The organism is Paenibacillus sp. SEL1 (assembly GCF_054602535.1).
Genome location: NZ_CM137723.1, coordinates 3,287,457 through 3,306,153, shown reverse-complemented (window position 1 = coordinate 3,306,153; position 18,697 = coordinate 3,287,457). Strand labels below are relative to the sequence as shown.

The 18,697-nt window shown below is 46.5% G+C and carries 17 protein-coding genes; all 17 read right to left on the bottom strand.

Annotated elements, in window-relative coordinates; translation table 11 throughout:
* Positions 1 to 7 precede the first annotated feature (7 nt).
* The 17 genes from ACYCSE_RS15015 to ACYCSE_RS14935 all read right to left on the bottom strand — a co-directional run bounded on the left by ACYCSE_RS15015 (position 8) and on the right by ACYCSE_RS14935 (position 18,548).
* Positions 8 to 952 (bottom strand): MsnO8 family LLM class oxidoreductase, encoded by a 945-nt coding sequence (locus ACYCSE_RS15015; protein WP_254350992.1) that lies wholly within the window; start codon positions 950 to 952, stop codon positions 8 to 10.
* A gap of 69 nt (positions 953 to 1,021) precedes the next feature.
* Positions 1,022 to 2,437 (bottom strand): deoxyguanosinetriphosphate triphosphohydrolase family protein, encoded by a 1,416-nt coding sequence (locus ACYCSE_RS15010; protein ID WP_160790201.1) that lies wholly within the window; start codon positions 2,435 to 2,437, stop codon positions 1,022 to 1,024.
* A gap of 230 nt (positions 2,438 to 2,667) precedes the next feature.
* A complete protein-coding gene (nikC, locus tag ACYCSE_RS15005) occupies positions 2,668 to 3,579 on the bottom strand; it encodes a nickel transporter permease (protein ID WP_459698587.1) in 912 nt (303 codons plus the stop codon).
* A gap of 35 nt (positions 3,580 to 3,614) precedes the next feature.
* Positions 3,615 to 4,619 (bottom strand): ABC transporter permease, encoded by a 1,005-nt coding sequence (locus ACYCSE_RS15000; protein WP_459698585.1) that lies wholly within the window; start codon positions 4,617 to 4,619, stop codon positions 3,615 to 3,617.
* 29 nt (positions 4,620 to 4,648) lie between these two features.
* Positions 4,649 to 6,304: an ABC transporter substrate-binding protein gene (locus ACYCSE_RS14995; RefSeq protein ID WP_459698583.1), complete on the bottom strand. Its 1,656-nt coding sequence runs from the start codon at positions 6,302 to 6,304 to the stop codon at positions 4,649 to 4,651.
* 842 nt (positions 6,305 to 7,146) lie between these two features.
* Positions 7,147 to 8,112, bottom strand: a complete 966-nt coding sequence (locus tag ACYCSE_RS14990) for a glycoside hydrolase family 25 protein (protein WP_459698581.1) — start codon at positions 8,110 to 8,112, stop codon at positions 7,147 to 7,149.
* A gap of 156 nt (positions 8,113 to 8,268) precedes the next feature.
* Positions 8,269 to 8,715 carry a phage holin family protein gene (locus ACYCSE_RS14985; RefSeq protein WP_023987387.1) on the bottom strand — a complete coding sequence of 149 codons (447 nt, stop codon included), beginning with the start codon at positions 8,713 to 8,715 and terminating at the stop codon, positions 8,269 to 8,271.
* A 78-nt stretch (positions 8,716 to 8,793) separates the two neighbouring features.
* Positions 8,794 to 9,066, bottom strand: a complete 273-nt coding sequence (locus ACYCSE_RS14980; RefSeq protein ID WP_459698579.1) for a hypothetical protein — start codon at positions 9,064 to 9,066, stop codon at positions 8,794 to 8,796.
* Positions 9,067 to 9,116: 50 nt separating this feature from the next.
* A complete protein-coding gene (locus ACYCSE_RS14975) occupies positions 9,117 to 9,728 on the bottom strand; it encodes a hypothetical protein (protein ID WP_459698577.1) in 612 nt (203 codons plus the stop codon).
* Positions 9,729 to 9,740: 12 nt separating this feature from the next.
* Positions 9,741 to 12,311 carry a hypothetical protein gene (locus ACYCSE_RS14970; RefSeq protein ID WP_459698575.1) on the bottom strand — a complete coding sequence of 857 codons (2,571 nt, stop codon included), beginning with the start codon at positions 12,309 to 12,311 and terminating at the stop codon, positions 9,741 to 9,743.
* Position 12,312: 1 nt separating this feature from the next.
* Positions 12,313 to 12,987, bottom strand: coding sequence for a YmfQ family protein (locus ACYCSE_RS14965; RefSeq protein WP_459698573.1), 675 nt, complete (start codon positions 12,985 to 12,987; stop codon positions 12,313 to 12,315).
* The gene (locus tag ACYCSE_RS14960; protein WP_459698571.1) at positions 12,980 to 14,131 is read right to left on the bottom strand and encodes a baseplate J/gp47 family protein; all 1,152 of its coding nucleotides are present in this window, start codon (positions 14,129 to 14,131) and stop codon (positions 12,980 to 12,982) included. Before ACYCSE_RS14960 ends, ACYCSE_RS14965 begins: the two co-directional genes overlap by 8 nt.
* On the bottom strand, positions 14,131 to 14,595 hold the full coding sequence (locus ACYCSE_RS14955; RefSeq protein WP_459698569.1) for a DUF2634 domain-containing protein: 465 nt from the start codon (positions 14,593 to 14,595) through the stop codon (positions 14,131 to 14,133). The genes ACYCSE_RS14960 and ACYCSE_RS14955 overlap by 1 nt, the downstream gene beginning before the upstream one ends.
* Positions 14,588 to 14,995 carry a hypothetical protein gene (locus tag ACYCSE_RS14950; RefSeq protein WP_459698567.1) on the bottom strand — a complete coding sequence of 136 codons (408 nt, stop codon included), beginning with the start codon at positions 14,993 to 14,995 and terminating at the stop codon, positions 14,588 to 14,590. The genes ACYCSE_RS14955 and ACYCSE_RS14950 overlap by 8 nt, the downstream gene beginning before the upstream one ends.
* Positions 14,988 to 15,968 carry an XkdQ/YqbQ family protein gene (locus tag ACYCSE_RS14945; protein WP_459698565.1) on the bottom strand — a complete coding sequence of 327 codons (981 nt, stop codon included), beginning with the start codon at positions 15,966 to 15,968 and terminating at the stop codon, positions 14,988 to 14,990. The genes ACYCSE_RS14950 and ACYCSE_RS14945 overlap by 8 nt, the downstream gene beginning before the upstream one ends.
* Positions 15,965 to 16,603 (bottom strand): LysM peptidoglycan-binding domain-containing protein, encoded by a 639-nt coding sequence (locus ACYCSE_RS14940; protein WP_459702529.1) that lies wholly within the window; start codon positions 16,601 to 16,603, stop codon positions 15,965 to 15,967. Before ACYCSE_RS14940 ends, ACYCSE_RS14945 begins: the two co-directional genes overlap by 4 nt.
* A 40-nt stretch (positions 16,604 to 16,643) precedes the next feature.
* On the bottom strand, positions 16,644 to 18,548 hold the full coding sequence (locus ACYCSE_RS14935; RefSeq protein WP_459698563.1) for a hypothetical protein: 1,905 nt from the start codon (positions 18,546 to 18,548) through the stop codon (positions 16,644 to 16,646).
* Positions 18,549 to 18,697: the final 149 nt, after the last annotated feature.

The window sequence follows — 18,697 nt, the reverse complement described above, 5'->3', positions numbered from 1 at the left end:
TCTCTTTTCATTTGGAATCAAGGCTAGAATTTACAGCCTCCGCTATTAGACGGTAGGAGTGAAGCCGCTGCTCATAATCGGGAATCGGTGTGACCAACAGAAACTCATCATTATCATATTTAATCTGCAAGCCGCGTAACCGTTCGGCAATATCCGACGGCGTTCCCACTAGCCAGCTGGCTCGCATTGCCGGATCGCCCAATGAAATCTGAGCAGCCCATTGCTGCGCCAGTTCATTCGTCAAGGCACATACTGCTCCTACAGCCACCATGGTACGTGGCTTGTCCATCCGGTTGGATGGCTGAAAGCTGGAGCGGTAAATGCTTAGCATTTCTTCCGTTTGCTGTTCACTCATAAACTGACCGAATACATAGCCTGTTGAATACTGGGCGGCATATTCGGCACTTTTTCGGTTTGTACCTAGCATCCACACTGCTGGCGGCTGTTCAGGCATCGGCCGGGCAAACACAGGCACCTGTTCATATTCATAAGTACCTTCCAGCAAAGCCAATAGAGCTTCCATCGTCTGTGGCAGCTCCGTCACATGTTGAAGAAAATTACCGCTCAGTGCCATCGAAGCATGAGGTCCCCCACCAGGTGCTCTCCCCAAGCCCAATTCGACTCTGCCAGGATATAGAGCGGCCAGTAGATGAAACCATTCCGCGACCTTGACTGGACTATAATGCGGGAGCAAAATAGCACCCGCACCCAGTTTAATGGTCTTCGTCACCGCCCCGATATGCGACAGCAGCACTTCCGGGCTGGAGGAAGCCAGCCCCTCCATATCATGGTGCTCCGAGGTCCAGTAGCGTGTATATCCCCATGCTTCTGCCTGGCTCGCTAGTTCACCAGCTCGTTGAACCGCCTGCTCCGGGCGGTTACCGGGCAGCAACGGCACCATATCGAGCACACCGAGATTCAACCTTTTTATAGATAAAGACCGAGATTGCATAGACACATCCCTCCCTCCTGCTATCCATTACAAACCAGTTCCTTCTACTATATAGGGGAAATTTAAAGGTCAATCCAGATCATAAATGGAACCCACCTTCAGACCGTATAACTCATTATAGATTTTTTCAGCAAAAGCATCGGTCATACCTGCAATATAGTCTATGACCATATGCTCCCATGTCCAGATCGGTTTCGCCTTGGCTTGGTCGCGCTCATAGCGCTGGAGCCAGTCGCTTGGAATAATAGATTTGGACGTTTCCGGGTCCAGAAACGCCAGCCACAGCCGTCTAAGCATCCACTCACTCCGTTTTTGCAGTCGCTGTACACGCAGATCGCGGATCATCGTAACCCAAGCAAAGCTTTTCAACACACTCACAGTGCGCAGCATATCCAAATCTTCGCTTCCATCCCGTACGAAGGTTACCTTTTTCCAATTTCCATCATCAATTACACCCAAGCTGCTGACAAACAGGCTGACCCAGTATGCCTTCACTTCACGGCGAGTACGGGAATAATCGTGTTCACACATCGGCATCTTGCCATTCCACACCTTCAAAAATTCGCTCAGCACAGCCGCTACCTTCTGCTCAATCTGAGCCAGTTGCCAGCCTTGCCAGAAGCTATCCTCCAACGTGGTGATTTTCTCCGTAATCAGACGAATTAAATACGGATCATATAAGAAATGCTCGTGCACCTCAATTTTCCCAGCCTTAATCCCATCCTCCAGATCATGCGCAGAATAAGCGATATCGTCGCACAGGTCCATAAGCTGGGCTTCTAGCGTCTTTTTACCATCAGGGATACCCCAATCCTCGCGGATAGAACGTATGTATTCCCACTCATGCAGGTACAACCCTTTTTTGTTCAGAATCCCCGGGTATGGGTATTTGTTGATCCCCAGTAACACAGCGTCCGACAAATTCAAACCATCCACGTTCTCACGCTTCTCCAAAAACATAATCAGTCGGAAATTGTGCGCGTTCCCTTCAAAATGCTCATAAATTCGTCGCTCACGCGCATAGGCCTCCTGTCCACGCTTGGACTCCGGTGTGAAGCCTCCGGCAGAGGATATCTTTTCTACCTTTGTTTCAATCAGTTGATCCAAAATCCCGTCCAGCACCTCTTCTCCCTTGTGTCCGAACGGTGGATGCCCAAAGTCATGTGCAATGGAAGCACATTCTACCACCTCAGGGTCAATGATCAGTCCTGCGTTATCTGCCTGTTCCAGCTCTACTTCGGGATGGCGGCGCAGCAAGCTTCGTGATGCTTCACGCGCAATTTGCGCTACCTCCAAAGAATGCGTCAGTCGTGTGCGGTAATAATCGCCCGTGCCTGCGCCAAACACCTGTGATTTACCCTGCAACCGCCGGAAAGTCGGTGAATGGATCAAACGGGAGTAGTCCCGTTCATATGCGGCCCGTGAAGCGTCGCTTCGTGTCTGTTCCGCAAATTGCCGATGCTCTCTCTTGTCCTGCCATGTCATAAAGCCCACTCCCTACGTACTCAATTGGAGTGATTATACATTTTTTTCGCGCCTCAGGAAAGCTCACATGACTTTCAGCTGTAAAAGTTACTTTTAGCACCACTGCGCAGTCGGATGGTGCTTTCTACTCCAATACGAAAAATGTCATATAAAAAAGGTGGTCCCCAGCCATTTGCTTCAGGCCAGAGAACACCTCTTTACTCAACTTTATATACCTCATCACTTTTGCTCTACCGCTTCGCCCTCGGGTCCAATACATCCCGCAACCCGTCCCCCATCAGGTTAAAGCCCAATACGGTCAGCATGATAGATATCCCCGGAAAGATAACTGTCCACGGCGCGTTCTGGATATATTGCCGCGAATCGGACAACATTTTACCCCACTCTGGCTCAGGAGGTTGTGCACCCAAGCCCAGAAATCCAAGCGCTGCCGCTTCAATGATGGCCGTTCCGATCCCCAACGTTCCCTGTACAATGATTGGTGTCAGGCTGTTAGGCAAAATATAGCGGAGGATGATTCGTGTATTATTGGCTCCAAGCGCTCTAGCAGAAGTGATATACTCCTCCGTTTTGACACTTAGCACCTTAGAGCGAACTAACCGCCCATACGTTGGCACATTGACAATGGCAATGGCGTACAACGCATTTTCCAATGAAGGCCCTAAAATGGCCACAATAGCAATGGCCAACAAAATCCCCGGAAATGCCAGTAAAATGTCGAATAGCCGCGAAATGGCCATATCTGCCCATTTTCCGTAAAATCCTGCGATTAAACCTAAGGCTGTTCCTACAATCATTGAACCAATAACAGACAAGAAACCGACCCACAACGAGATTCTGGCTCCATACAGCGTGCGAGTCAGTAAATCTCGACCGAGATCATCCGTACCGAACCAATGCTCCGCAGAAGGAGGCTGCAAACGGCTCACCAAGTTTTGCTCTTTATAGTCAAAAGGAGCAATCCACGGCGCGATCAAAGCAATGATGACAAAGAAGATAATAACGCTCAGGCCGACGAACGCCATTTTATTGTGACGGAAAGCCCTCCATGCGTCTCTCCAAGGGCCAGTCACGACAGGCAAATGCGCCAATGTGCTGCGTGTCGTCGGTATGTTGTTGGGTTCCATTGAAAATTGTGACATCGGACAAGCTCCCCCTTGAACAATTGACGACTTGATTACTGATAACGGATACGCCGGTCGAGCACCGCGTACAGCAAATCGACAATCAGATTAATGATGACGAACAGGAACGCTATGATCAGAATTCCGCTTTGGATAACCGGATAGTCACGCGAGCTGATCGCTTCAAAAATGTACCGTCCGATGCCGGGCCAGGCAAAAATGGTTTCCGTCAGTACCGCGCCTCCCAGTAGTGATCCAGTCTGAAGACCGATGACAGTAAGTACGGGGATCGCAGCATTTTTAAGCGCATGTTTGTACACGACTTGAAAAGATGCCAGCCCCTTCGCCCGAGCCGTACGGATATAGTCGGCATCCATAACCTCGAGCATGCTGGAACGAGTAATGCGCGCAATGACCGCCATTGGAATCGTTCCAAGTGCGATACTGGGCAGGATCAAATGCTTGATGACGGTCCATACCTGATCCATACGCCCACCTATGAACGCATCAATCACGGCTAAATGTGTCACAGCTTCCACCGGATCACGGGAATTCATGCGTCCGATGGAAGGAAGCCAATGCAGTTTATTTGCAAAGATCCACTGCTCCATCAAGCCCAGCCAAAAAATCGGCATCGATACTCCGACCAGTGCAATGACCATGCTCACATAGTCAAACCAGGAATTTCGCTTCCAGGCACTCACGATGCCGGCATTCATTCCGACTACAACGGCAAAAAACATGCTTGCTACTGTCAACTCTAGCGTAGCCGCCAGATAAGGGACCATTTCCCGGGCAATCGGCTGCTTGGTGCGAATGGAATCGCCCAAGTCCCCTTGTGCCAGCTCACCTAAATAGGTCCCATATTGCTGTAACCACGGCTTATTCAACCCCAATTGCTCACGTAGCGCCTGCTTGGACTGTTCCGTAGCTTTATCTCCCAGTATGGTTTCCGCCGGATCTCCCGGAATGGCATGAATAATGGAAAAAACGATGAGCGTCATGCCCAGTAATACAGGAATCAATATGGCCAGTCTTTTTATAATATATGAGTTCATATCCTATTCACCGCCTGCTTGCGTTTGGGCTATTCAAAATAAATATTTCCGTACGCTTCAATACCTGCCGGAGAAGGTACAAAACCCTTGAGGTTCGCTTTACCTGCCATCAGCGGTGTGCTGTGAACCAATGGAATCCACGGCGCATCCTGTTTAATAATCACTTGTGCTTGTTTATACATTTCCGCACGCTTGTCCTGATCGACCTCAACCTGCGCCTTCACCAATATTTTATGAAGTTCCTCATTCACATAAAAACTGCGGTTATTACCTGGAATCGTATCCTTGTCCAGCAATGTATAAAGGAAATTATCCGGGTCACCATTGTCCCCGTTCCATCCCAGCATATACAGATCATCCTTTTCCCCCGCCTTAACATCATCCAGATACGTAGCCCATTCCGGGGATTGGATGTTTACTTTGACGCCTATTTTTTCAAAATCGGCTTGAATGGCCTCTGCCACCTTTTTGCCGTCAGGCATATAAGGACGAGATACGGGCATTGCATAGAAGGTTAAAGGCTCGGGAAGCCCGTTAGGAAAGCCCGCTTCCGCCAGCAAAGATTTAGCCTTATCCAGATCATAGGCGTAATCCTGAATACTATCGTTGTACCCCCATAACGTAGGTGGCATCGGATTGACCGCAGGCTTAGCCTGCCCTGCAAACAATGCATCAATAATAGCCTGCTTGTTCACTGCGTGATTCAGTGCCTGCCGCACCTTGGGATTATTGAATGTTTTTTTCTTTAAATTAAAGCCAATGTACGCCACATTAAAGGAGGGACGTTCAATTTTCACCAAATCGCTATTGCCGTCTAACTGCTTTGCATCATCCGGGTTCAAATCCTCCATCAGGTCAATTTCCCCGTTTTGCAGAGCATTAAATCGTGCGGTATTGTCGGGTATGGAGCGAACAATGATCTTAGCCAGCTTCGGCTGCCCCTCTTTCCAATAGTTTGGATTCTTCTCCAGCGTGATGGTATCGTTCCGTTTCCATTCCTTAAATACAAAAGGCCCCGTGCCGACCGGATTACTCTTGAAATCAGCCTTTTTCTCCTGAATAGCCTTGGGACTTGAAATACTAAAGGATGGCATAGCGATATTTTGTAAAAACGGCGCCTGCGGCTTGTTTAGTGTAAACTGGACGCTGTTCGCATCTACCGCTTTAACCTCCTTAATCACCCTACTTCCTTCAGGACCGAACATAGAATCATAATAGTCAAACGAGTCACCTTCAAATTTGTATGGACTTTTCGGATCAGCCCAGCGGTCAAAGTTAAACACAACCGCTTCTGCGTTAAAGTCACTTCCGTCATGGAATTTCACACCCTGACGCAGCTTGAACGTATAGACCAGTCCATCCGGTGATACTTCCCAGCTCTCTGCAAGCCCCGGTTGGATCTCCGTTGTATTTTCCTTATATTCCAGCAGTGTGTCGAACACTTGCATTCCGATTTTTAGCGACTCGCTTTCAGTCACAATGGCAGGATCTAGCGCCACGGAATCTCCGCCGCGTCCATAAATGAGCGTGTCCTGCACGCCCTCTCCTGCTCCGCTTGGTGTTTTCCCTGCCTCTGGCTTTGCTCCTTCACCTGATCCCCCACAACCGGAAAGCGCCAAAACAGCTCCTAGCGCAAGCACCAGCAGAACGGTCCAGATTTTGTGTTTCGCATACTTTTTGCTCATGCAGCAAACCCCTTTCACACCTTATATATTGTTAATTCGTTGATACCGGATGAATGCCAATTCCTTTAGATTGACATGACAAGCTTGTCCTCAAGCTGTGGTCCCAAATTCCGAGTTCATCAAATAGGTGTAGTAGGACAGAAGTGTTCATAATCTAGTGGTGTAAGAGATGCTGTAGGGTAATGGATAGATGTGATGTAATAAATAGAAAGAGGAGTATGTCAGGTCGTGGTGAAAGTGTGATATATACTCACAAACAGTGAATATTATACTCAAACAAAGTTGATTATTGGATACTTTACTATAAAATCTGGAAGCAGACAAGGGGGTTTTTCATACATTACCATATGTTTTTATACATCATGTCAATTAATATTACAAACCAATTTACACAATCATATCAAATAAATACTCCTGCTTGGGGTCTTCAACCTCCAAGCAGGAGTATGATCTTACCTCAAAAATGTATTCAGCACCAAACCTACAGTCACGGCTTGGGCTCCTTTTACGATAGAGAAATGATCTCCAGGCACTTTATGCGTGAACATTTCCCCCTTACAATACAATTCCCATCCTTTATATCCTAATTCCCAGGTATGTTCTGAAATAAACAAACAGACAGGGGCCTTTACAGCTCGATCGGGCTGGTAGACATGCTGCATTTTCACCCAATGATTCACACTTTTAAAGCGTTCGAGTTCAGCTTATGTAAAAATCATGTAGAACATTACTTTACAATAAGTGCAGGCGGCTGCCTTTGAACCGCCTGTCAATTTACGTTTCAGGTGTATGGCTTGGTTCACATGAAAATAATCCCTTCCGGGCATAAGATTTGCAAAAGGTCATTTATTTTTTTTAAACACACCCAGACGGTTCAGTACGACCAGTAAGCGATAAAAATCGTAACTGCTTGGCAGTTTCGCATCCACAATCGGGCTTGCCGGATTAAATGCAACAGCGGCAGCCATCGCTTCCTTCGCCCAGGTCGGTACAGGCATAGCCTGACGCCCCTCCAATTCAGCTACCCGCTGATCCACCTTTTTAATATATGCGCTTTGTTCATTCAACGTCTGCTTGAGCACATCTTTGCTGTTTTCAAGAGCGACAACCTGCTGCTGCAGGGCCTTAAATGCCGCTTTTTCCTCTGCTGTCATTGGCTCATCCCCCTCTTCTCCTGCAAATGCTTGGCGTAGCTCGGCCTCTGTTCCGGCGTATACATTCAGGTCAACCGGCCCTTGAATTCCATCAACCCGTCCACTATCGCTGTATTGCCAAAAGTCCCAGTTCTTCCATGCTGTGGTGTCGCCGGGCACCCGTGTACTATAACGTGCAATCCACAGCTTATAACTATCCAATGGCGCTTTGAAATGGGCGGCAAAAGCATTCCCTGTATATACCATCGGCTTACGGCCGCTTACCCGTTCAAATTCTGTTACAAATGCCAACGCAACCTCATGAATCGCGGCTGAGCTAAGCCCTCCCGGATTATTTTCGTAATCCATTACCGCTGGCAAGTCTAGCGCTTTCGCACCACCCACCTGATCCAGCACCTCGGTGAAATGCCTGGCTTCCGCTTTTGCTGCATTTACAGTGGTTGCATCTACAAAATGGTAAGCTCCCAGCAGAATCCCGGCTGCCTTGATCCCTTTTGCATTCGTGATAAATGTCGGATCGACGTAACGCTGTCCTTGACTCGCTTTAATAAATGCAAACGATTTGCCATCGGCTCGTACACGCTTCCAATCAATTGTTCCCTGATATCGGGACACGTCAATGCCTTCGGCAGCGTTAGGGCTGCGATTCTGCATAAGGCGTTCCCTCCTTATCATTCATAATGTTGTAGCTCACTCTGTCTCTGTTATCCATATGCTTGGACCATCCATACGGTCTGGGCTTTTCCACTTTTACACCGAAAAAAGGGCAAAAAGGTAGTCTGCCTATTTTTAGTGGCCACTGGTGGCACTTTATGAAGCTTTATTTTCTTTGTCGGAAGGGTCGGTTGGCTTTATTTTTTCTCCACTCGACTTGGACTCAAAAATAGCTACTGCATTCCGCAAAATATCCGGCATCGGCACTCCCATTCTGCCCACATTTTCAATAATGGACAACAGCTCGTTCGCTAAATAAAAGAAAACGACGGCATCCCGGAAGTAATGTGCATCCCCGAGAATACCGTCGATTAGATGAGCTACCGTAATGAGCAAAAACACGGTAACCTTGCGAAAAATACCGTAATACCCCTGGCGGCTTTTTAGCTCCCCATTAATCCAGGCCGCTGCCCATCCGGTGAAAAAGTCGATCACGACCATCCACCACAGCAACGTCAACATTGTGGTCCACCCCCCAAAAAAATAACCGATCAAGGTCCCCGTGGAAAGCCCCAGCCAAATCTGATCGATCTTTTCATGCATGTTTGTTCCCCCTTTTGAACCTAGGTGTAAAATGAATGCCCTTGGACTGATCCAAGGGCAAATAAACATTTTTTTGTTTTATTCTCTATACTGTTTTTTACGAAAAATAGAGTTATACCATTTACCCGTTTCTTCCTGTTTATTCAGAGCATTGGTTGATGATGAATTATCTACGTTGCCCGCTACTAGATCAGAACACTTGGATAAAATAATCTTCATTACTTGTTCACGTTGTTCTTCATCTAAAGCGTAGCTTCCCATGATCGTTGCTATATCGCCCTCTCCTCGCTCATAGCGGGTGATGCAAGCATGAGCACAAATACGCAATTGAGCCTCTGTTAAAGCCGTCATAGTTATGACTTCACCTCTTTTATATAAAAATATATAATGGTCAGTACACGTTATTTTCCTGTGCTACCAAGCATGAGCTGGGTCAGTGTTACTTCGAGATCTGCAATACGCTGCTTTAACTGGTCTGTCTCGCTTGGCTGTTGCTCTGCTTTTTGTGTCAGTTCCTTAATTGCTTCCTCACTCAATCCTTCACTCCAGAATGTCGTTGGGTCTCTTCGTTCTGGAACTGTAAAAGCCATAGCAGAATATATAGGTTCATCCCCGCGTTCATTTTCCGGTTTGCTTTGCCATTCATCATGCAGCTTCTGAAACGTTGCCTGAGCCTCCTTGCTAAGTTGCTCGTATGCGTTTTGTGCTTCTAACAGCTTTTGATTATATTCCGCTTCATAGGTCAGCCATCCTTGGATGTCAAAACGAGGATGATATAGACCCGGTGGCACTGGAATTGCTACCGTGTAGCCAGTTAGGATTCTTTCTGAATTGGTTGCATCTATGATACTAGGGCTACTGTCAGTAAGCTGATAAGTGTCTGGCTGCTGATTTGTATCAGATAGCGTAGGTGAAGATGGAGTATAAAAAGGGACGACACCCGAAAAGGCATCGTCCACCAGTTCGTCCTCCAGATAGAGGCCGTTTGTATTTACTTTAGGTACTAATTTCATGGTATGACCTCCTTATTGCTCTGCTATGAATGGCGGGAAAAGAACGCTCACCGTAGTGCTATCTTTTGCCCCTCCACCACCAAAACAAACTCTTCCATCTGGAAAAATATCAAACTGTACAAAAACAGGCCCGCTAGGTCCATAGCCATAAGAAACAGGGCCTTGTATACTGATAGGTCTGTAACCTTGCGGCAGAGTAAACAGTGCTAACCCTCCGTTTGTCAAACCATTCGCGATTAGCCCCCTGATATGGACGAACCCGTTACTGTCCTTCATTATTCCTACGGGTCTACTCGTAGTCCACCCATTAAGCAACGTCGGTGATATCCATGCAGGACTATCTTTGTCAGCCTTCTTGTTCTCTACCACGGACAGCCGCGTATTAGCCTGCTGCACACTTTCCACCAAGTCAGCTAAAAGCGTTTTCTCGTTGGCTGCATAGGAGCCTGTGAACGGTACGACTGGTGACGGCTCCAACATTAGGTACGTAACGCTATAGGACGCCGTCTGGTCGAATCTAGCCATAGACGTATACGCCTGAACGGTTCCGTATTTGATTTTGTCAACTTCGGCGTGAGTAATCGAACCCCAACTATCGTTCTTACCGTTTTTATAAACGGCGACGATCTTACTGGTCTTTTCCCGAAGTTTGCCAAGCCCATCTAGAGCGCCATTAATCCAGTATTGATTACTGGAAATTGCGGGATTAACTCCCTCCCTAACAATCATTCCCATACCTACTTCAACCTGATTATCTCCCTCAACAAAGGCGAGTTGACCCTCGCTTATGATAGGCTCAACTGTAGGCGTTGCGAGTTGATATACAAGTTGGTACGGCGTGTACCCTGCATAAGACTGCTGCGGTGTTGATTGAGTAAAGTTAGGAGCGCCCACACGTTGTACCCAATATTTAGTACCTGTACCCGACCATGTAGCCGTAGTCATGGCTTGAGCATTTGCAGGAGTGATGGTGTTAGCATCATATGCCTTGTATCCATAGAAATAGGCTTTAATGTCATCCTGTGTTGGCGTGTAACCGTCAGCCCACCCACTATCCGCGACAGGGACAGAAACGTAAATAGACCCATCAATGGATGTTTCTGTTGCATCGGCCCCTAATGTAGACCATTGCCCTCCCGTATTAGCTGTATTTAATAGTTTCCCATCATACTTTACAGATTTTTCAGAATAGCTAATCCACGCCGGAAACTGATTTGGGGCAGTATAGACAACTTTGAAACCTGGAAATGATTGACCAGGCGAACTAGCGTTCCAGTTAACAGCACCATCTAATGTAACCCTGTGCCATTTCTTAGACTTGAAGTATTGCCCGTCACGTTCAAACACCGTATCCGCATTCTCACCTGTAACCGGATCGGCGTATAGGTCTGTTTGCAATGCCAGCATGGAATCCTCGCGTGGTCTGAATGGTTTGGCTGTGTTGCCAATGTTAAGCATAGGGTTTTCATGGGTGAATGACCCCGCAGCAGCATAACGTAATCTAACCGAAAGGAATTTTGTTTGCGCAGTTGTTGTAAAGGTTTTAGTGCCTACCGCAATTACGCCCGTCATAACTTCTCCAGTTGGGTCAGAATCGTTATCGTCCCTACGCTCAATATATTGCAACCCGTCTCCTATACTAGAAATTGTATAGGTGGTGTTCGGCAGAACAGGAACAACAACCCTCAACGGCGATATGACATCAGGAACGGTCCGTGTAGCTGTAGCTTTGTAGGGACCTTGTAAAGCGACTATACCCGTGGTGTTAACCGACCATTCGTAAAAGTTAGGTAACAGGTTTTTCCCGTACCGAATCGCATAAGGATTACGTACAGGCATTACACTATCAACATATGGATACTTAGCTGCGGCCTGTGCTGGCGTAAGGCTTGCGGCGTCTGTATAGTCTGCCTCACTGATCTCATAAACGCGTACACAGTCCATATTAAATATATTACCAGCCGCACCCGTACCTGTGATGGTAACAATGTGAAAATATTCCTTAGCCGTAAACCGTACAACAGACGGCGCAAAAACAGAGCCAGAAGTTACCTCGTTACCCACAGCACCAGCAATACCATTTATAGATATAGCCACCTTGCTGGTATTACCACTTTTTACGTCTGCTATTGCGATATATTTTCGTCCAGGTGTGGTCAAAAAACTTGCAGACGCGGTTGCTGGCACACTGCCTAGTGTAATTTTAAATGAACTGCTGCCGTTGGTTTTGTTGTTAGAATCTATTGCAATAGCTACATTCGAGGACCATTCGCTTACTGTCTCGCAGTTCCCCATTCGTCCCAACAAATTCACCAACATACGCCCGCTCAGCTCCGTAAGCGAAAATGGCGCAGCCTTTTCCGCATGAACCATCTGCACCCCAGGTTCGAGAGTTACCGCCTTACGCTCTGTTGCATCCAGACGCTTCTTGATCTCATTTACACCATCATTCACATCACCTGCGAAATCATCTACAGAACGCCAGTTTTGGTCCAAATACTTCTCCAGATCAAAATACGTGGTTTTGGGTGATGTGCGGTCAATTTGATTTAAGCCAAGATTTGGTGTTTTTTCGCTTGCCATGTTATGCGCCACCTCCTAAATATCTATCCTGGGTTGTATGTTCATTTTCATAGAGGGTCATAGACTCAACTTCAGCAATGGTCAGGTAGCGTAATTTGTACTCCACCGCCATATGAGCGGGCTTGATCTCCTCAATGGCTGCTTTAAGATCCTCCACGTTGGGCGGAATCCCGATGGTATCCATAAATTTGACGGTGAATCCCCATTCGGCGGGATGAAAAGTGACATCTACCATGCCTCCGTCATACGCTTCAGCTACATTTTTGACAAGCCGGCCGGAAAAAGTTCCTGCCCCTCGCAGCTTCGATTCCACCACCGCACGCCGTTGGTCCAATGGCTTCGCCAGATCAGTTTCAATACCCAGCTCCATTTCCCAGCGTTCCAGCCCCCACGTGGCGGTACGTACGAAAAACTGTCCCACCGTTGCATCCATCGCAAGATACAAGGCGTCCAATTCGCTTCCTTTAGCATCCATATCGGAACGCATCACACGTGAGGTTTCATAATAGGCAGGCAAATAGGAAAGCAGCTCGCGTCCCCGCTCGCTGCTCATTTGGCCCACTGTATCTCCCGCTATAGTTACCCGATTGACAAAAGTGTCACTACGGTTTGCACGTTTTCCCTGGTCTGGGTTATTCAATAAATCTTCAAAGCTGTTCGTTCCATTGTTACTCACTGACGCTCACCGTCCCCAGCACTGCCACCTGACCTGATCCAATCTCAATATTCTGATTGCTCTGTCCATTGATTTTCAGTTCAGAGAAATCAATAATAATTGGAATGTCGAGCAAAACAGCAGAAATCCGGGTATACCGTACCAACGGATCTTCCTTATAAAAAGCAAGCTGCTTCAAATAGTTCCGCACACCGCTTTCGATCAGCTTTTTGATTTCATCCAATGTGGACGGCTTCTCTTTGGTACGCTGTACCTTGACTGAGATGTTAATTTCCACTTCTGTCGCTGGCATGATCGTCACCACAGGACCCGCTGGTGCCAGCCCTTCTCCTTGCCCATCCTGCGTCGGATCAATATACTTCTGCACTGCGGCAACGATATCCGGGCTGGCTGCTCGTTTGTCCGTATCCAGTACATATAACCCTACGGTTCCAGGTCCTTTCCACAATGGAACAACCTCTACACCGCCCACTCCAGCAATTTCATTCGCCCACTGGGTATACTGCGCCTTGTTGCCGCTTGTGCCTTGGTTCCGCACCTTGGCATAAAAACGCTCCAGCAACAGCTGGTCGCTCTCAACGTCTGTACCGCTTTTTGTTTCCTCCGTATTGATCACAGAGGCCACCCCGCTAACCGGGGTGGCCATCACTTGGATGACACCGGCAGGCACATTGCCGCTACGCCCGGGATTGACCGCCCTAATAGTCGCTTCCCCGGCACCTTGTTCATCCAGCGTGACCGATGCCGTGGTCGCATATTCAATGGAAGCTTCCCCGGATACATCATCTGCCGGGGTCGCCACCAACGTTCCCGCCGGGACAGTCGTTCCCGCTGTGCCCGTGAACGTGACCGTACCTGAGGCAGCAACCGCTTCTCGCCGTGTCACCCCATGCTCTGCTGTCCGCAAATCCAACTCTGGCGAGCGAAAATCTAGGTTGTCGCTGGCTGCGGTGCTGGCAAAGCCACGTCGCAGTAGCTCCTGCGCCCAGATTGCGGCTTCGGATAGCAAAAAAGCCACTGGTGCCTGCGCATCCCAAATAAAAGAGCCCTCGGACTTATCCATGTCCGAAGGCACTTTTTCCAGCATCCGATTTAAAATTTCCTCTTCCGTCTGGTCTACCAAATATTCCGGCAAGTCTGCCATTAGATCACCACACTTTCCACAATTTCCGTTTCATCTCGCACGTTCGTAATCTGGCAGCTAAAATAACACGCCTCACCTTCCCAGCGAAACGTGAATTGATCCACACTAGCCGTACGTGCATCTGCTAGTAACGCCTCCGTGACCATGCGTTTAATTTCACTTTCCTGCACATCGTGCCCATAGCTGCTACCAATCAGCTCCTCCAGCTCGCTCCCATAGTCAGGTGAATAGATCACATGCCGGTAGCGAGGAGTGCGAATCGCTTTTTCACACCACTGTACCCAGGCTTCTTTCTCGCCTGTAGTCACGATTTTACGGCTAGGGCTCATAACAAACTCACCAGCTTCAAAATCAAACCGCCAGCTTCGCCCAAATACTGCGCGGTTATCCTCCAGTACATCCGGATCGGTCATATCCATGTCTGTCCAGATCATATCATCTGTTTCGGGAAATAAATTAGCCACGTCCACTCACCACCTTGCACACAACAACTACATCGTTACCGCTATTCACCCGAACCGCAAGTACACGATCTCCGGGCTTAAGACCTTCGTTCAAACGTAGATTCACATCCTCCAGCTCGTCTTCCCCGATATAAAAGGAAGTTTTCAGCTCTTTGCCTTCCCAATTTTCCGATTCCACTGCGGTTGAGGTGCCTTTATACATATGACGTGGTACAGATAGCAGTCCCGGCAACTCTGCGACCAGATAATCCTGAAGCTCATGTTTAAAATCGTCCAGCTTGAGTCCCGTCGAGGTGATCGTGCCTAGTACCGCGCCTACCCCACTCAGTGCTTGCCGGGTGTGTCCCGCCATAGACGATTGCATTACACTTACAAATGCGCCATAGGGGTCTTTACTCAAGAAAATACCTCCTTTTAACCATATCGAAGGAAGCGAGCTCTAAAGTCATATTTCCCGGGTTTCCCAAATCCCGACTGACCGAAGTAACAATTAACTTTAATCCTTGTAATATCACAGCTTCACCAGCACGTATGGTATTAATATCTGGTAAATTAACTGTAAAAGTTTCCTGGATTCCAGTTAGATGACTTTTAGCAAGCTTACTGGCTCCGCCAGCTGCTTTCACTTGATCATCTTCCACCAGTTTTTGCAAAGTACCTAGCGCTTTAGTATCCCCTTCTGCTACAGCTAGTACCTTAGACGGCACCTCTTGTCCGCTTCCTGCATTTTCATCAGCTGTCATTACTTTGACTTTAGTTACGGCTCCCTCAAGTGTCCGTAACTGCGTAAGATCAATAAATCGATCTAACACGTATGGGGAAGGATTACTACCGATTTTAAATAACTCCAGCCCAGAACTTGTCATACGTAACTGATACAAGTCTCCGCCCAATTTTGCTGTCTCTTTCAAATCAGCAAGCATCATGGAATATAGGGTCTGGGCACGGTAGATACCTTTTCCTAACTGCACCTTCGTATCGGGTATTGAGGCGATCTGAAATTCCCAATCCTTTGAGTATTTCCGCAACCGTTGTGTGGCCGTTTGTCCTTTGGGAAATAAATATTCATCCTCGGATTTATCCAAATAAATCGTCCTGTCATATACCACCAGAGAGAAACGTTTTGTACCGCTGTTTGAGCTCTCTACTTCCCACACAACGGCAGGGTGGAGAAGTGGTACCTTTACATTTTTTCCAAATGGAATTCCACTGACACGAATAGGCATTCCTGGGGTAATCGACGGCATATCCTGAGAAGCAGCTACACGGATGCTGGCCTGATATGCAATTTGGTTTAGAGCATCTTTTAAAGTTATTTTTTCGACCAGAGGGGTAAGATCATATTTATCTTGGAGTATTACCTGGTAGCTCATGGCATCACCAGCTTTTGGCCCACTTTAATCCTATTCGGGTTGTTGCCTATGATCTTTGTATTCATTTGATATATACTTTTCCATTTGGAGCTATCCCCCAACTCCAGCTTGGCAATTTTAGAAAGCGAATCTCCAGTTTTGACTGTGTATGTCTTAGACTTGGTTTTAAGATTCGTGCGTGGAAGCTTACTAGAGTTCACTTTTTTGGGGGAATTCCCTTTTCGCAATACTATTTTGGGCTCTCGCCATGTGCGCAAAGTAATTTCAAAATATATATCTCCTGCCTCTCCCCCACGAAAAGTCGTATTATGGGCAATGATAAAAACAGGAACATTAATGAGCGTATTTGTAATAATAAATTGACAAGGGGTCTCTGCTTTTAACATTGCATTTAATCTGTTCATCGCTTCGTTAGGATCTGGAATATTTCTATAACGACAATAAGATGCATCATATACCTTGGGAAAAAAAGAAGAAAAGGTGATTTCTTTTACCTTTTCTCCTTGTGGAAAATCAAATTCTCCATGTGTAAGCATCGTAACTGTTTCATACCCCTTTTGCCGTGAAATATTCACCTCTTCAGGATTAACTGGGAATTGAAATACACTTTTACCATTAATCAAAAAAAAGTCTATACCCATAGCCCCCCCTCCTTTCTACTGTGATAGATTTACATTAAACTAGTACGGCTTTAGCGTTTTTAAGGGAACTGCTATCCCCTCCTCCCTTTCTATTAATAATCGCCTGCCGGACTTCATTGACGATTCGGTGTCCAACTTGAAGTGCCATCGTGTCGAAATCAATAGAATCTTCTTGAACTGTTACCTGTACTGCTCCCGGAGGCAATGTTACACTGATTTGGTTGTTCGTTTCTGTCTTGAAGTCTTTGAGAAAACCGGAGAAGCTACTCATTTGTTCATCCGTTATTTGCACGAGCTGCGGAGCTGGTTTTCCTCCACTCACCGTAGGAATCTGTGAACCACCTGGCCCCATGCCTTGAATTACCTTGGAGCGGTTTTGGGCATGCTGGATAAAAGATGGTAATGGCAGTCCTGGATCAACCGAAGGAAATCTTGACAGAGCTAATGAAGCCCCAGGTACAGTCGAAGCGGGATTATAAGATTGTGAGGCCTTAATTACAGAAACAGCAGGTTGTGTATTTTCAGGTTTATTTGAGTAACCAAACAAATTAGAGAAGTCACTTTTCAAACTTTCTGTTTGACTAGAAAACCAATTACTGACATCAGATGCTTTATTACTCATCCAATCTGTAGCTTGGGAAGCTTTTTCACCAACCCAATCCTTCGCAACACTTGCTTTCTCGCCAATCCAATCCTTTGCACCAATAGCTTTTTCTCCAACCCAGTCCATTGCAGAAGTAGCTTTTTCTCCGGCCCAATCACTCATTTCAGAGAACTTTTGAGCTAACCATTCACCTGCTAAACTATCTACTATAACACTAGCAATTGCACCAATAAGACCACCAATTACGGTACCTATACCCGGAGCAATCATTGTACCAATAGCTGCACCAGCTGTGGTAAGACTACTTCCTAAAACTGCTGATGTAATAGCAGCCGGACGTTCTTCCGGCGAAGCAGTAGCAATGTCTACAATATCTAATACTATGCTAATTGGGCCAAGCAGCTTCTTGCCCCCCTTTATTGCTCCCTTGCCTATCTTTTTAAGCATATTTCCTGGATTTTCACCAAGTATTTTTTTACCGAAATCAAAGATTTTTCCAAGTGTCCCCTTATTTCCATTCGGTCCTCCTGGAACTCCTGGCTTATGAGGCTTAGAGCCAGGCTTTGGGGTAAAAATACGTTTTATCGTTTCCCACAGCTTAGGAAGTCCTTGTTTCTTTCCAGGATTTTTTTTGTTGTTCTTATTTTTGTTTTTGCTTTTACCATCAGGTCCATCTTGTTCAGCAATACTTTTCTTATTGTTTCCTTTTTTCCCACAGCAACAATCACAGATCACCTTAATTTTTGGAGAAACTCGAATAGGACCTGTTTTTACATTGATCTTAGGCGCATATTTTGGAGCTGCAACTCTAATATTCAATCTTGGTGGTTTTACCTTAATATCATAATTAAAGTTAAAGTCAAATTTAGGATCTTTTATTTCTATATTTGCAGTAACACTGATAGACTTGTTCACAATATTGGAAACATTTAAATTATTTCCCCTGTTGCCGCCCTTAGCTCTCTTCTTATTTGTACCGTCTTGATCAATGCCCGTTTTAGCACGTGCAACAATATAGGCATCCTTAAGACTTTTTAGCTTTCTGATAAGCGCTTCGAGCACTGGAGTCGCCTTATCAATCAGAAAGACTTTTGGCCTAATTCGTAGCCGACTAAGACGAATAGCTAGGCTGTAAATATTACCTAGATGCCTATGCATATACTTGAGTTCCGTATTTAGCTTAATCAAACTCTGATAACGGGTACGACCTAAGCGATCAGAAAGCCTTTGTATCTGCTCAATATAGCGACTTGTCGCTTTAAGTTCCCGGTTTGTAATGATTAAATCCTCTACATCTGTAACAATATTAACTCTATAGTTACTTGAACCTGCCATCTACTCACCTCCTTGCGTATCTATTATTGCTGTATTTGTTTTGACAATGCGTCCAGTTCCTCTTCTGCAAAAGCGATTAACATGGATTTTTCCCCTCTGTTTAAGGACCAAAACTCTCCGGGACGGAGATGATGCCGTATCCACAGATG